The organism is Ottowia thiooxydans DSM 14619, assembly GCF_000422885.1.
Lineage (GTDB): Bacteria > Pseudomonadota > Gammaproteobacteria > Burkholderiales > Burkholderiaceae_C > Ottowia > Ottowia thiooxydans.
Genome location: NZ_AUGX01000009.1, coordinates 343,678 through 357,913, shown reverse-complemented (window position 1 = coordinate 357,913; position 14,236 = coordinate 343,678). Strand labels below are relative to the sequence as shown.

The 14,236-nt window shown below is 58.9% G+C and carries 11 protein-coding genes; 3 read left to right on the top strand and 8 right to left on the bottom strand.

Annotated features, from left to right (window positions below):
* Window positions 1-18: 18 nt before the first annotated feature.
* From G518_RS34280 to G518_RS0107535, 8 genes are all read right to left on the bottom strand, one after another.
* On the bottom strand, window positions 19-861 hold the full coding sequence (locus G518_RS34280; protein WP_036593975.1) for a type II secretion system minor pseudopilin: 843 nt from the start codon (window positions 859-861) through the stop codon (window positions 19-21).
* Between the two features lie 5 nt (window positions 862-866).
* Window positions 867-1,541 carry a prepilin-type N-terminal cleavage/methylation domain-containing protein gene (locus G518_RS0107565; protein ID WP_051236187.1) on the bottom strand — a complete coding sequence of 225 codons (675 nt, stop codon included), beginning with the start codon at window positions 1,539-1,541 and terminating at the stop codon, window positions 867-869.
* Window positions 1,538-1,957, bottom strand: coding sequence for a type IV pilus modification PilV family protein (locus G518_RS0107560; RefSeq protein ID WP_036593830.1), 420 nt, complete (start codon window positions 1,955-1,957; stop codon window positions 1,538-1,540). Before G518_RS0107560 ends, G518_RS0107565 begins: the two co-directional genes overlap by 4 nt.
* Complete coding sequence (locus G518_RS0107555; protein ID WP_028602008.1) at window positions 1,954-2,397, bottom strand: type II secretion system protein; 444 nt, start codon at window positions 2,395-2,397, stop codon at window positions 1,954-1,956. Before G518_RS0107555 ends, G518_RS0107560 begins: the two co-directional genes overlap by 4 nt.
* Window positions 2,398-2,614: 217 nt before the next feature.
* Entirely contained in the window at window positions 2,615-3,079 is a 465-nt protein-coding gene (gene gspG, locus G518_RS0107550; protein WP_051236185.1) for a type II secretion system major pseudopilin GspG, read from the bottom strand.
* A gap of 25 nt (window positions 3,080-3,104) precedes the next feature.
* Entirely contained in the window at window positions 3,105-4,340 is a 1,236-nt protein-coding gene (locus tag G518_RS0107545) for a type II secretion system F family protein (protein WP_028602006.1), read from the bottom strand.
* Complete coding sequence (gene gspE / locus G518_RS0107540; RefSeq protein WP_028602005.1) at window positions 4,333-6,054, bottom strand: type II secretion system ATPase GspE; 1,722 nt, start codon at window positions 6,052-6,054, stop codon at window positions 4,333-4,335. Before gspE ends, G518_RS0107545 begins: the two co-directional genes overlap by 8 nt.
* A 530-nt stretch (window positions 6,055-6,584) precedes the next feature.
* Window positions 6,585-10,463, bottom strand: coding sequence for a DUF3683 domain-containing protein (locus G518_RS0107535; RefSeq protein WP_028602004.1), 3,879 nt, complete (start codon window positions 10,461-10,463; stop codon window positions 6,585-6,587).
* Window positions 10,464-10,737: 274 nt separating this feature from the next.
* On the opposite strand from G518_RS0107535, the gene ugpB reads away from it, so the two are divergent.
* The 3 genes from ugpB (at window position 10,738) to ugpE (ending at window position 14,205) form a co-directional block, all read left to right on the top strand.
* Window positions 10,738-12,054: a sn-glycerol-3-phosphate ABC transporter substrate-binding protein UgpB gene (gene ugpB, locus G518_RS0107530; RefSeq protein ID WP_028602003.1), complete on the top strand. Its 1,317-nt coding sequence runs from the start codon at window positions 10,738-10,740 to the stop codon at window positions 12,052-12,054.
* Window positions 12,055-12,463: 409 nt separating this feature from the next.
* Complete coding sequence (gene ugpA / locus G518_RS0107525; protein WP_028602002.1) at window positions 12,464-13,345, top strand: sn-glycerol-3-phosphate ABC transporter permease UgpA; 882 nt, start codon at window positions 12,464-12,466, stop codon at window positions 13,343-13,345.
* 5 nt (window positions 13,346-13,350) lie between these two features.
* Complete coding sequence (gene ugpE, locus G518_RS0107520; protein WP_028602001.1) at window positions 13,351-14,205, top strand: sn-glycerol-3-phosphate ABC transporter permease UgpE; 855 nt, start codon at window positions 13,351-13,353, stop codon at window positions 14,203-14,205.
* The last annotated feature ends 31 nt before the right edge of the window (window positions 14,206-14,236 follow it).

Sequence of the window (14,236 nt, the reverse complement as noted above, 5' to 3'; positions counted from 1 at the left end):
AATAAGCACTTCCTGAAGTCAGGACGAGGAGGCGGACTTGATTCGGCGCGCCGCGGAAAATACGCGCCAGGGATCGCCGGAGGGGGTAGGGCTCAGGCCAATATCTCGCGTCAGGAGCAGCATTTTGCCTTCTTCCAGCGGAACCTTGACCGAAATTCGATATTCATCTGCACCGCCCCTGGCCACAAAGCCCTGATTGAGGGAGCTGGTATCTACGTTGGCATCGGCGCCTGTCCGGCTCTGAGCGATGCTGGCGGCGCGCGCCAAGTTACCATCTGCCAACACGGCGAGTACCTCCGGTGGAGCGGCCATCGGATTCACACCTCCGCTGCGTGTCACCGCCGTAAAGACGGAATTCACGCGCTCATACAGCGCATAGTCAAAGCCAGGCACCAGAAGAATATCTTCAACGGCTTCAAACCAACGTTTGTCACTTCCTTCGGCACGCTCGTCCCGCCATTGCACCATGGCAAAGGCCAGCGCATCGGCAGCGGAAGAGTTTAGCCCCCCTGCTACCCGGAGTACGTTGGCCAGCAAAGCCGGGCCAGCGCCGTTGAGAGAAATCAAACCGTTGAGTGGCATGACTTCTACCGCCATGTCGACGCCGTCGAACCGCTGGTTGATCTGAACGACGCCACGAGGGCGCTGTGGAGCCACCTGTAACTCTTGCAGCGTCAGCGCCACCGCAGCCTCCCCCAGGGCCTGCCCGACCACTTCGTCGCGTTGCATTCCCGCAACAAGAATCTGCTGCCGAACCGTTTGGGACATGCCAACCACCAGCAAACTCAAGGCGGCAACGATCCAGAGGACGGCGATCAAAGCCATGCCTGCATGGCGGCGATCAAGGCGTGGTGTGCTCATGGTGCTCATGGTCCCCACGCCCCTCTCACGATAGATGGATCTGTGGCAGCCAGACCTCGCACAGAGACCACCAGCGACGGCCAAGGCGGATTGACGCCATGAATCGTGGCTTCAATGGCCGAGGGCAGTACAACATTAGGCCGCAAGTCCGGAGGTGGCCAAGCCGCCAGCCACTGAAGGGATTCCGGCTCCAGATACCGCAGATCGAACCCCGAAACGGTCTCCGCTACGACCTGTGCACTTGCACTCGCCCACTCGGAGTAAACCGGAGCCCCTGTCCAGGGGGCATAGCGCAACACGACTTGAGAGCCTTCCAGCGCCAAGCGCATGTAATGGCGCCCACCCACGCCGTAACGCGCCGGCATGACGCCTATCCAGGCGAGTGAATTAGGGGTGGCTTCAAAAAAAATAGCTTGCCGGTTGGCTCCGTCTGGCAAACGACGAACCGAGGCCTCGCTGAGTACGGAGTTGAGCAGAGCACTCGCCACGCGCAGACGATCTGTAGCGTCGATGCGCCTTTCAATGCCTTCACTCGTCTGGCTCATGGCGCGCATGGCTCCAGTGAGTCCGAGCATCAGGAGTGAGAGCAGAGTCAGGGCGATCAATACTTCGACGAGCGTGAACCCACGGATGGTTCCAGCACCCAAAAGAGGCCTATCAGCAAAACGACAGGCTGTCATAAGCGCCCTCCTGGCAGCGGCCGCCGTTCGGGACGCAGACTTGCGAGCGTATAGCTGCGCTGATTGTTGCCATCTGCCCACTGAATTGTGATGCGCAACTCCTGCAGCCGCGCAGCGCGAGCTTCGTTGTTCGCGGGCGTGGCATACGGTGTGCTTTGCAGGGCCCAGGAGTATCCAGCTGTCTCACCTGTGGCTTGAACGCCCTCTGCGGGAACCACTTGATACGCGGCCAGCAGCGACTGTGCCAAGACTATCGCGCGCTCCTGGCCCGCGAGTTGGCCCGTGTGGCGGGCGTTATTGCCCATGACTCGATAAAGCATGCCCAGCGCTATAGCCATGATGGCAAAAGCCACAAGGATCTCAAGCAGCGAAAAACCTTGAGCACGGCCCCGGATAGGTCCTGAACTTAAGCTCATGGACCGACTGGCTCTTGTTCGACCCGGCCCGTAAACCAGTCGACGCGCAATCTCACACCGCCACCCGAGGGGCGAAGCAGGTCCACGCTGCCACCGCTGGCGCCGCCAGTGGGGAGGAAACGAATCGCCATGTCTCCATTGGCATCTGCTTCCTGCTGGGCCATGACGGCGCGAATTTTCAAAGGTTCGGGAACGATATGGCGCTTGCGGCCTTCAACACCGAAGCTGCGTTGATTAAGGTTGACCGCAAAACGAACGTCAGCACCGCCACTCTGCGCGAGATAGCGTGCCGTGCGCATATCGGTAAGGACTGCGCGCACGGTTTCGCGGTATTGGGCAGATTCGTTCAAGCGGCCAAAAGCGATGGGTACCAGGCCGACTAGCAAAGCCATCAGGGCCATCACCACCATGATTTCAATGAGGGTGAAACCGCGCTGCACACGCCGGACGCTCGCCTTATTTCCACCGAGGGACGGACTCGATGGCGCGAGTCTGCGGGGTGCATGGAGCGGGTGAGCTTGGGAACGCGGGGCGCGCCCCCATCCCAACCTTCCCCCAGAGGGGGAAGGAGCAAGCCGGGCCTGAAGGGAATATCCCTTAGCCCCGTCAGCGCTCCAGGAGTGCTGCATCGCTTTCTGCTTCAAGAACCGAGAAAACTCAGTTCACGTTCCGTACGTCGGCGTTTTCGCTTTCGCCACCGGGGGCGTTGTCACCGCCGAGCGAAAGGATTTCGATGCCGCCATTAGGGCCGGGGTTGGCATAGCGGTATGGATTGCCCCAAGGGTCGTTCGGAACGCCGCCCTTCAGATAAGGACCATTCCAGCCGTTGGCTGAGCCGGGCTTGACAGTGAGCGCTTGCAAGCCTTCGGCGCTGCTCGGGTAACGGCCGGTATCCAGCTTGTAGATTTCAAGCGCTTTATCAATATCGGAGATTTGCAGTGCGGCGGTTTTGGATTTGGCACCCCCTAACTGGTTCAGCACACGGGGGCCGACGATACCGGCTAGCAAGGTAAGAATAGCCAGCACAACCAGCAATTCAATCAGGGTAAAACCCCGACTGCGACGCTGGTTGGAAGTGGGCAAAGTCAAGGAAGGACGCTGGCGCAGCGCAGAAGGTGTCATGGCGCTTTTTCTCTCTTTACAGGGTTTATCGGGCAAGATCGTTGACTGACAGGATGCCAAGCAAAATAGAAACAATGATGGCGGCGATCAATACGCCCAGCACCAAAATAAGAATTGGCTCCAGCAAAGTGAGCGAACGTTTGATGCCGGTTTCCACGTCACGGTTCAGGATATCGGCCAACTCGGTCATCATGGGCCCGATTCGACCCGTTTCTTCTCCCACTCTGACCAGGTTGATAGCCAAAGGTTCAAAGATCTGAGCGGATTGCATGGCAACGACCATCCGTGTGCCCTCTTTCACCATGGGCGCCATCTTGGCGAGCGACTCGCGCAAGCGCTGATTTCCTACCGTTTCAGTGGCAATGTGCAGCGCCGTCAGCAGAGGTACGCCGTTGCCTAGCAGGGTGCCCAACGAGCGCGAGAACAGCGTTAACTCGTATTTGTGAAGCAATGGGCCAAGAATGGGCAAGCCCAGCAACCAGTTCTGCCATTTGGCACGGCCTGAGGGCGAGCGCAGCCAGCGCAACATCAGCCAGGCCACGAGTATGAGCACAGGCAAAAGAATGGGCCCGTAGCTGCGAAAGACTTGCCCCAGCACCATGACAATGCGCGTGGGCATGGGCAATGCGTCTCCCATATCCTTGAAAAGCTGCTCGAACTGGGGCACCACGAAACCCAGCATGGCTACCAGCGAGATCACCGCCACGCCCAGCAAAATGGCCGGGTACAAAGTGGCGGAGACCACGCTTTCGCGCAGCGCTCGCAGCCGCTCCATATGAGAGACCAGGCGCTCAAGGACTTGCGACATCTGGCCACTGGCCTCACCAGAGCGCACCATATTGATATAAAAATCGCCGAAATGTTCGCGGTGCACGGTTAGCGCACGACTGAACGTAGCGCCGCCCTTCACGTCTTCCAGGATGGATTCGAGCAAGACACTCACGCTGGGCTTGTGGCTCATCTCGATCAAGACGCGCAGCGCATTGTCGAGTGCCAAGCCTGCACGCAGCATGATGGAAAGTTCAGTGGTCAGTGTCAGAACATCGGCCGCCTTGACGGCGCTTTTGTCGATCCGCGTATTCACGCGCAGCCCGGGCACACCCTTGGTGCTGGCACGACTCAAGGCCGCGTCTTCCACATGGATAGGCGTCAGTCCACGCTCGCGCAGCTGACGCAAGACGGCTGCACTTGCCGCAGCCTCGGTCCGGCCTTCGACGAGTTGTCCGTTGGCCTGGGCGGCTCGCCAGACGAACTCAGGCATCGCTTTGATCCTGTGTCACGCGCAACACTTCGTCCAGGCTGGTCACCCCGGAGGCCACCTTGCGAAGGCCATCGTCATAGAGTGTGTACATGCCGGCCTTGATGGCCAAGTTCTGCAAGGCGCTGGCATCCAGGCCCCGCAAAATGCCGCTGCGCATATCTTCATCCACTACCAGCAGCTCGTGAATGCCCGCGCGGCCCTGATAGCCGGTACCGCGGCAGTGCTCACAGCCTTTGGCCTCGTAGATCTGAGCGCCGGGCGACAGAAATTTGCCAAGCCCGGAGGTCTCCAGCAACTCGGGTGCGGGTTGCACCGCAACGCGGCAGTGCCGGCAGAGCCGGCGCACCAGCCGTTGTGCCAGCACGCCATTGACGGTGGAAGTAATGAGATAGCGCTCCACTCCCATGTCTTGCATACGCACCACAGCGCTGGCTGCCGTGTTGGTGTGCAGCGTAGAAAGCACCAAGTGACCCGTGAGCGAGGATTGCACGGCGATCTGCGCCGTTTCTCCATCTCGCATTTCACCGATCATGATGATGTCCGGATCTTGCCGCAAGATGGAGCGCAGCGCGTTGCCGAAGGTCAGATTAATCTGGGCGTGCACCTGAATCTGGTTGATACCTTCCAGCTGATATTCAACCGGATCTTCGACGGTAATGATTTTCTGCGTGGTGGAGTCTAGCTTTGCCAGCGCCGCGTAGAGCGTCGTGGTTTTACCGGAACCCGTGGGGCCCGTAACCAACAAAATGCCGTGCGGCCGCGAAACCAGTTGATTAAACCGCGCGAGCGTATCTTTCTCGAAACCCATGTCTTCGAGGCTGAAGCGCACACTGGCACGGTCCAGCACACGCATCACCACGCTTTCGCCGTGCACCGTGGGCACAGTTGAAACCCGCAGATCCAGCTCGCGCCCCTTGACGCGGGTCTTGATGCGACCATCTTGCGGCAAGCGACGCTCGGCAATGTCAAGATGCGCCAATAGTTTGACGCGCGAGCTGACGGCTGCACCCAGACGAGCGGGGACCAATTCGCCAGGAAGAAGCACGCCATCCACTCGGTAGCGCACATGCAGGCCATCGTCGAATGGTTCGAGGTGGATGTCCGAGGCACGAAGCTCGATCACGCGGCCGATGACGGCGTTCACCAAGCGGATCACCGGCGCTTCACTGGCCAGATCGCGCAGGTGCTCTACGAAATCGCCAGAATCGCCTTCCAGCTCTGCGCCTTCTTCATCTTCTTCGCTTGCAGGAGCTTCATCGAGAAAGCGCGTGAGTGCCTTTTCAATATCGCTGGGCACACCGACGCTTGGGTGCACAGCCAAGCCGGAAGTCAGGCGCAAGGCCTGCAGCACGAAAGCGTCCTGGGGGGCCGCCATGACGACTTCCAGCTGGCCTTCTTCGGCACGTAGCGGCAGCACCCGATTCGCCTTCAGGAATTCGGGCAGCAGGCCTTCGGTTTCCGGTAGGTGATCAGGATAGGCATCTGCAGCCACAAAAGGCAGCTCAAGATGCTCTGAAAGTGCCCGCGCTGCATCCAATTCGGATACGAGGCCAAGGCTGACCAGCACCCGGTCCAGCGAGCCGCCCATTTCCCGCTGCGCCGCCATGGCGCGCTCCATGTCCCGCGCGCTGAGCTTGCCAGCGCGCACCAGGAGACTGCCAAAACGCTGCCACGGGTCAACAGGGGCGCTGACATGCTCCAGCGTGGGCTCCATAGCCGGGGACTCAAGGGTGGTTGGACGGTTCATGCAAGAAAAGGGAGCGAGCCTTGCGGCAAAACACCAGATCCTAGCACCCCGGTGAGGCTGTAGGGCGCTATCGATCTGGGAAATCGCCAGCGACAAATAGAACTTTGCGGTCCATTTTTTACCGGCGTCTTGACCCATAGCTTCGCTATGGGCATAAAAATCAGGGGGTCAGCCCTCCGATAAAAATTGTCTTCGCTAGGGTAATACCGTTCACTTAAGCGCCCTCCACCCGCTATTGGCGGATGGCTCTATGAGCAGAATTGAACGGGATTGTTCCCTGGAGGTCGCTTTTTAAATCGTTACTCCAAGCCAGAAAGGCTGCTCGGGCGGAGCATGGGAACGCTGAACACGCGCTTATGCCAACTTGCTTTCAAAAACGCAAATCCGTTCAGGCTGAGCTTGGCCTATTCTGAGTTTGTCGAAGGGTCGAAGCTCCGCGCGAGGCTCCGACAGACTCAGAAAGTGTGAACGATATTTTTCGACTGAACAGCTCGAAATTAGACCAACACGCGCTCAATACCGCCAGAATTGGCTTGGTCTACATAGGTGGGCAGCCAGTTTTCACCCAAAATGTGGCGCGCCATCTCGATCACGATGTAATCGGCCTCCAGCAACCCGTTTTGCAGATCGTTCTCATAGCGCTTGAGGCCTTGCAGGCAGCTTGGGCAGCTGGTGAGAATCTTGACGTTGGCTTTTTCGGGCACGGATCCTGTCGCGCGCAGCTCCGCTTCGCCTTGTCGGATTTCCTCTTCCTTGCGAAAGCGCACCTGGGTCGACACATCGGGCCTGGTGACCCCCAGTGTTCCGCTCTCGCCGCAGCAACGGTTGCTCTTGAGCACCTGATCACCAATCAGTGCCTTCACCGTCTTGGTGGAGTCCTGCAACTTCATGGGGTTGTGGCAGGGCTCGTGATAAAGGTAGCTACCCTGCTGCTCAACAGGCAGGGTGATGCCTTTTTCCAGCAGGAATTCGTGAATGTCGATGATGCGGCTGCCCGGGAAGATCTTTTCGAACTCGTAACCGGCCAGTTGGTCATAGCAAGTGCCGCAGGAGACCACGATGGTCTTGATCTCCAGGTAGTTCAACGTAGTGGCCACGCGATGGAACAACACCCGGTTGTCCGTGATCATCTTCTCGGCTTTGTCGAACTGGCCCGAGCCGCGCTGAGGATAACCGCAGCATACATAGCCCGGTGGCAACACCGTCTGTACGCCGGCATGCCAGAGCATGGCCTGCGTAGCCAGCCCCACCTGCGAGAACAAACGCTCAGATCCGCAGCCGGGGAAATAGAACACCGCTTCACTGTCAGCTGTGGTGGCCTTGGGATTGCGGATCACCGGCACGTAGTCGCGGTCTTCAATATCCAGCAGCGCACGCGCGGTCTTGCTGGGCAAACCAGCAGGCAGCTTCTTATTGACGAAGTGGATGATTTCCTCTCGCAGAGGCGGCTTGCCTACGGTCGCGGGAGGGTGCTGGGTCTGTTTGCGGCTGGCGGGGCGCAATAGATCGACCATGGCGCGCTGCGCCTTGAACGCCACGCCAGTCATCGCCGCGCGTGTGGCATTGATCACGGCCGGATTGGTGGCGTTCAGGAAGAACATGGCCGCAGCGTTGCCTGGCCGGAAGCTCTTCTTGCCCATCTTGCGCAAGAGGTTGCGCATATGCATGGTGACATCGCCAAAATCGATCTTCACGGGGCATGGCGAAAGACACCTATGGCAAACCGTGCAGTGATCAGCCACATCCTCAAACTCTTCCCAGTGCTTGATCGAGACGCCACGGCGGGTCTGCTCCTCATAGAGGAACGCCTCCACCAGCAGCGAAGTTGCCAGGATTTTGTTGCGCGGGCTGTAGAGCAAGTTGGCGCGCGGCACATGAGTGGAGCACTCCGGCTTGCATTTGCCGCAACGCAGGCAGTCCTTGATCGAATCAGCGATGGCGCCGATATCGCTCTGCTGCATGATGATGGACTCATGCCCCATGAGCCCGAAGCTCGGTGTATAGGCATTGCCCAGGTCAGCACGCAGGCGCCTGCCAAGCTGGTCAGGCAGATCCTTGTCTCTGAGCAGCTTGCCGCGGTTGAAGCGGCCCTCAGGGTCTACACGCTGCTTGTAAGCAGCAAAGGGAGCCAGTTCGGCGTCGCTCAAATACTCCAGCTTGGTGATGCCAATGCCGTGCTCGCCCGAGATCACGCCATCCAGCTGACGCGCCAGGGCCATCACGCGATCTACGGCCTCATGAGCGGTTTGCAGCATGGCGTAGTTGTCGCTGTGCACGGGGATATTGGTGTGCACGTTGCCATCACCAGCGTGCATGTGCAGGGCAATCCATACGCGCCCTTTGAGCACGCGTTGCTGAACGCCGTTCAGTGCCGCCAGCAAGGGCTCGAAATCAGTGCCGGTAAAGATGTCACGCAAGGGTGCGCGGATCTGGGTCTTCCAGCTGGCACGCAGGCTATGGTCCTGCAGCTGCGGAAAGAGGGCGTCTACATCGGTCAGCCAGCCCTGCCACAGATTGCGAACTTCCCGCACCACGACCAAGGCCTGTTGAACTTTTTCGGCCAGCAGCTCGGGCGAGGCCACGCCCTCGCTGTTTTCACCCAACGGCAGGTTGCCCCGCTCAAGAAAGGCCTCCAATTCACCAGTCAGCTCGATCTTGTTGCGCAGCGAAAGCTCGATGTTGATGCGTTCGATACCGTCGGTATATTCCGCCATGCGCGGCAAGGGAATCACCACGTCTTCGTTGATTTTGAAGGCGTTGGTGTGACGGCTGATGGCAGCGGTTTTCTTGCGGTCAGCCCAGAATTTCTTGCGAGCCTCCGCACTGACTGCGATGAAACCTTCTCCTGAGCGCGAGTTGGCTAGGCGCACCACCTCACTGGTGGCGCGGGCGACGGAATCGGCATCGTCACCGGCAATATCGCCAATCAGAACCATCTTGGGCAAGCCGCCGCGGCGCGATTTGGTGCTGTAGCCCACCGCACGCAGATAGCGATCATCCAGATGCTCCAACCCTGCCAGCACAACGCCAGTGCGGGCGGCTTCGGCGAACATGAAATCCTTGATCTCGACGATGCTCGGCACGGCATCCTTGGCGTGGCCAAAGAACTCCAGGCACACCGTGCGTGTGTGCTCCGGCATGCGGTGCAGCACCCAGCGCGCGCTTGTAATCAGACCATCGCAGCCCTCTTTTTGCACCCCAGGAAGACCGGCAAGGAATTTATCGGTTACATCCTTGCCCAGGCCTTCCTTGCGGAAAGTGGAGCCAGGAATATCCAGACGTTCGGTTTTCAGCAGCTTTTTGCCACTGGCATCAAAGGTTTTGAGCTCGAAGCTGGCGACAGCGGCATCATGGATCTTGCCCTGGTTATGGCCGATCCGGGTGACCTCCAGCCACTCGGCATCTGGCGTGACCATGCGCCAGCTGACAAGGTTGTCAAGCGCCGTACCCCAGAGCACGGCCTTCTTGCCACCCGCGTTCATGGCGATGTTGCCGCCTATGCAGCTGGCTTCAGCGCTGGTGGGGTCGCAGGCAAACACCAGGCCAGCAGCCTCAGCAGCATTGGCCACACGTTGCGTCACCACGCCGGCTTCGGTGTGGATGGTGGCAACGTCTTTGTCCAGGCCAGGCAGCCTGAGCCATTCGATCTGGCCCAGGGTTTCCAGCTTCTCCGTGTTGATGACGGCAGTTTTCCAATCCAGCGGGATCGCGCCGCCGGTGTAGCCGGTGCCGCCCCCCCGGGGAATGATGGTCAGACCCAATTCAATGCAGCCCTTGACCAGGCCGGCCATTTCGGTCTCAGTATCAGGGGTGAGCACGACCAGCGGGAACTCTACCCGCCAATCGGTGGCATCTGTGACATGGCTTACGCGCGACAGGCCATCAAACTTGATGTTGTCCTTGGCGGTGTAGTGGCCGAGCGCCTTGGCGGCGCGGCGGCGTAAAGCAGCCACATTCTCGAAAGACCGGTTGAAGGCGTTCACCACGCGGCGGGCAGAAACCAGCAGTTCGGCGACCAGCGCGTCTCGGCTGGCGTCGTTTTCCGGGGTACGGCGCTTGTCGATCTCGGTCAGGCGGTGATTCAGCGCTTCCACCAACTGCTTGCGCCGCCTGGGGTTATCCAGGAGGTCATCTTGCAGGTACGGATTGCGCCGCACTACCCAGATATCGCCAAGTACCTCATACAGCATGCGAGCAGAACGGCCCGTATGGCGCTCACCGCGCAAGCTGCCCAAAAGCTCCCAAGCACGTTCGCCCAGCAGGCGGAGCACGATTTCCCTATCGGAAAAACTGGTGTAGTTGTACGGAATCTCGCGCAACCGCGGTGCCGCATCTGCGGCAGCAAGCAAGTGATTTAGCGTGGCAGGAGCATTCATAAGCTTCAGGCCCAGCGCGGCGTGGGATTTATTGGACGGCGAGACGCGAGATACGGGAGAGGGTGTGTCCGGCTGGGCAGTGATTTTACTGCGGCGCAACATTCACACACGAAATGCAAGGTCAGCACCCCCTGGCGCCAGCTGCATTTGTGGACGAAGCGCCATAGGTTTGCGGGCGCGTTCGTACAAACCCGCTTGTCATTCAATCGAAATAATTCTTCAATGCTTTCGTCACAAATCGCGAATATCCTCGCGCGATATTCTTGGAGTCATCATGAAAAACTTTCGTCGCCTTCCCCTGGCTGTAGCAGCCCTTGCCGCCGCTCTAGCTCTTCCTGCACAGGCGCAAACCGAGATCCAATGGTGGCATTCAATGGGCGGTGCCCTGGGCGAGTGGGTGAATGACCTGGCCAAGGAATTCAACTCCAGCCAAACCCAATACAAAATTGTGCCCACCTTCAAAGGGGGCTACGACGAGTCCATGACGGCCGCTATCGCCGCGTTCCGGGCCGGTAACGCACCCCACATCCTGCAGGTATTCGAGGTGGGCACCGCCACCATGATGGCCAGCAAGGGGGCGATCAAACCAGTGGGCGAGATCATGAAGCAAGCCGGCGTCTCTTTTGACCAGGGCGCCTATATCCCTGCGGTGGCCGGCTACTACACCGCCCCGAATGGGCAAATGCTGTCCTTCCCGTTCAATAGCTCGACCACGGTGCTCCATTACAACAAGGACGCCTTCAAGGCTGCGGGCCTGGACCCAGCCAAACCACCCACAACGTGGCCTGAAGTGGCTTCGGCAGCCGCCAAGCTGAAAGCCTCCGGGCATAAGTGCCCCTTCACCACCAGCTGGGTCAGCTGGACTCAGCTGGAGAGCTTCAGCGCCTGGCACAACGTGCTGTACGCCACACAGAACAACGGTTTTGGCGGTCTGAACACACGCCTGGCGATCAACACGCCGCTGCACGTGCGCCACATGGAAAACCTGGGCAACATGGCCAAACAGGGCCTGTTCATCTACAAAGGTCGCAACAACTCGGCTGATGCCACCTTCGTCTCCGGCGAGTGCGCCATGATGACCGGCTCCTCCGGCCTCTACGGCAACGTGGTGCGCAACGGCAAATTCGGCTATGGCATCGGTACCCTGCCCTACTACCCAGATGTACCTGGCGCTCCGCAAAACACCGTGATCGGCGGCGCCAGCCTCTGGGTGATGTCGGGCAAAAAACCAGAGGAGTACAAGGGTATTGGCCAGTTCTTCTCTTATCTCTCCAAGCCTGAGGTAGCAGCCGCAAGCCACCAGCGCACCGGCTACCTGCCCGTCACGACAGCTTCTTTCCAGCTCACGGAAAAATCTGGTTTCTACTCGAAAAACCCAGGCGTTGATGTGGCGGTGACCCAGATGATCCGCAAGACCACGGACAAATCGCGGGGTGTGCGCCTGGGCAACTTCGTACAGATCCGCACCATCATCGACGAGGAGATGGAAGGCCTGTGGGCTGGCAAGAAGACCGCCAAAGAGGCGCTGGATTCTGCGGTCAAACGTGGGAACGAGCAGTTGGAGCGCTTCCAGAAGGCGAACAAAGGGTAATTCTTGCGCTAACGCGTGATCAGCGCCCTTTCGCAGTCTCACCGGCGCGCGGGAGGAACTGCCTGAGGCAGCGGCCCATGCAAAGACCTTGAACGGGATCTAAACCTCCTTTTCAAGGTCTTTTTCTTGTCTTGAATGGGCGGATGCTCCCTGCACGCCCCTCTTACAGGAGCTCCCGTCATTCACGCAACGATGACTTGGTCAAACGATGATTTGACGATGCACCCTGGTTGCGCGAAAGCAAGGCGAGGCTGCATCCATAATCACCCCCCGAGCCTCAATTGCGTACCAAAGACCGCAACATTCTCCAGACAGGCCCATACGCTTCTCCCAATACTGGCGTAATCCCTGAAGCATCCCCCTCTTGCCGCCATTCGCGGCAGCTATCATCCCAGTATCATCTTTTCCCATGGAAAAACGCGTTCGCTTTAAATCCGCATGGCTGCCGTGGGTGCTGATCGCACCCCAGATGGTGGTGGTGCTGGTGTTTTTTTTCTGGCCGGCGTCGCAGGCGCTGTACCAGAGCCTTTTGCAGGAAGACGCGTTCGGCACCAGCCGGGAATTCGTCGGGCTAGCCAATTTTGAGCGCCTCATTGACGACCCGAGCTACCTGAATTCATTCAAGATCACTGCGGTATTCTCGGTACTGGTGGCCGTGCTGGGCATCAGCGTGGCCCTGCTGCTGGCGGTCATGGCCAACCGCGTCGTGCGCGGAGCCTCCGTTTACAAGACCTTGCTGATTTGGCCCTATGCCGTGGCACCTGTGGTGGCCGGGGTGCTGTGGCTGATGATGTTCGCATCACCCTGGGGCGTGGTCTCCTATGCGCTGCAAGCCATGGGGGTGGAGTGGAACCATCTGCTTAATCCCAACCATGCGATGTCGCTGATTGTGATTGCCGCCGTGTGGAAGCAAATTTCCTACAACTTCCTCTTTTTCCTGGCAGGCTTGCAATCCATTCCCAACGCTGTTCTTGAAGCAGCCACCATTGATGGCGCCACACCCTGGCGGCGCTTCTGGACCATTGTGTTCCCCCTGCTTTCGCCCACTACGTTCTTCCTGCTCGTGATGAACGTGATCTATGCCTTCTTCGAAACCTTCGCGATCGTAGATGCCGCCACCCACGGCGGCCCAGGCAAAGACACCTCTATTTTGGTCTACCGGGTTTACTACGACGGCTTCAAGGCGCTTGACATGGGAGGCTCAGCCGCCCAATCGGTGGTGCTCATGGCCATCGTCATTCTGCTCACGGTCTTCCAGTTCCGCTTCGTTGAGAAGAAAGTGCAGTACTGATCATGATCGTTGAACGCCGCCCCGTGCTGGATGCCGTTGCCCACGCTGTACTCATCTTGGGTGTAGCGATCGTGGCCTTCCCCGTGCTCGTCGCCTTCATCATGTCTACGCAAACCGCGCAGCAGATTGCTGGCAGCCACCCGCTGTCTCTTGTGCCGGGAAGCAACTTTGCCTACACATACAAACTGGCTCTGCTAGGCGGAAAAACCGCCAACGGCGCCACCATTGCAGCGGGCTGGCCCATGCTCTGGGTGAGTTTTGTGACCGCAATGACCATTGCGCTGGGCAAGATTGCGATTTCCTTGTTGTCGGCGTTTGCGCTGGTTTACTTTCGCTTCCCTTTCCGCGGATTGGTGTTCTGGATGATCTTCATCACCCTGATGCTGCCCGTGGAAGTGCGCATTGGCCCGACCTATGAAGTCATTTCAGACCTGAAGATGCTCAACAGCTACGCGGGCTTGACCGTACCGCTGATCGCCTCTGCCACTGCCACCTTCCTTTTCCGCCAATTTTTCCTGACCGTGCCCGATGAGCTGGCGGAGGCTGCGCGCATTGATGGTGCCGGCCCCCTGAGGTTCTTCAAAGACATTCTGCTGCCTCTTTCCAAAACCAGCGTGGCTGCCTTGTTCGTGATCCAGTTCATCTATGGCTGGAACCAGTACCTGTGGCCCCTGATAGTGACCACCAGTGAAAATATGTACCCCATCGTGCTGGGGATCAAGCGGGCCATCTTCGGCGAAATCTACGTCGAGTGGAACGTCGTCATGGCCACCGCCATCCTGGCTATGCTGCCACCGGCACTGGTGGTCATGCTGATGCAGAAATGGTTTGTGAAGGGCCTGGTAGACACCGAGAAGTGATTGGCCGCTCGGCGGTAAAAACAACAACTTC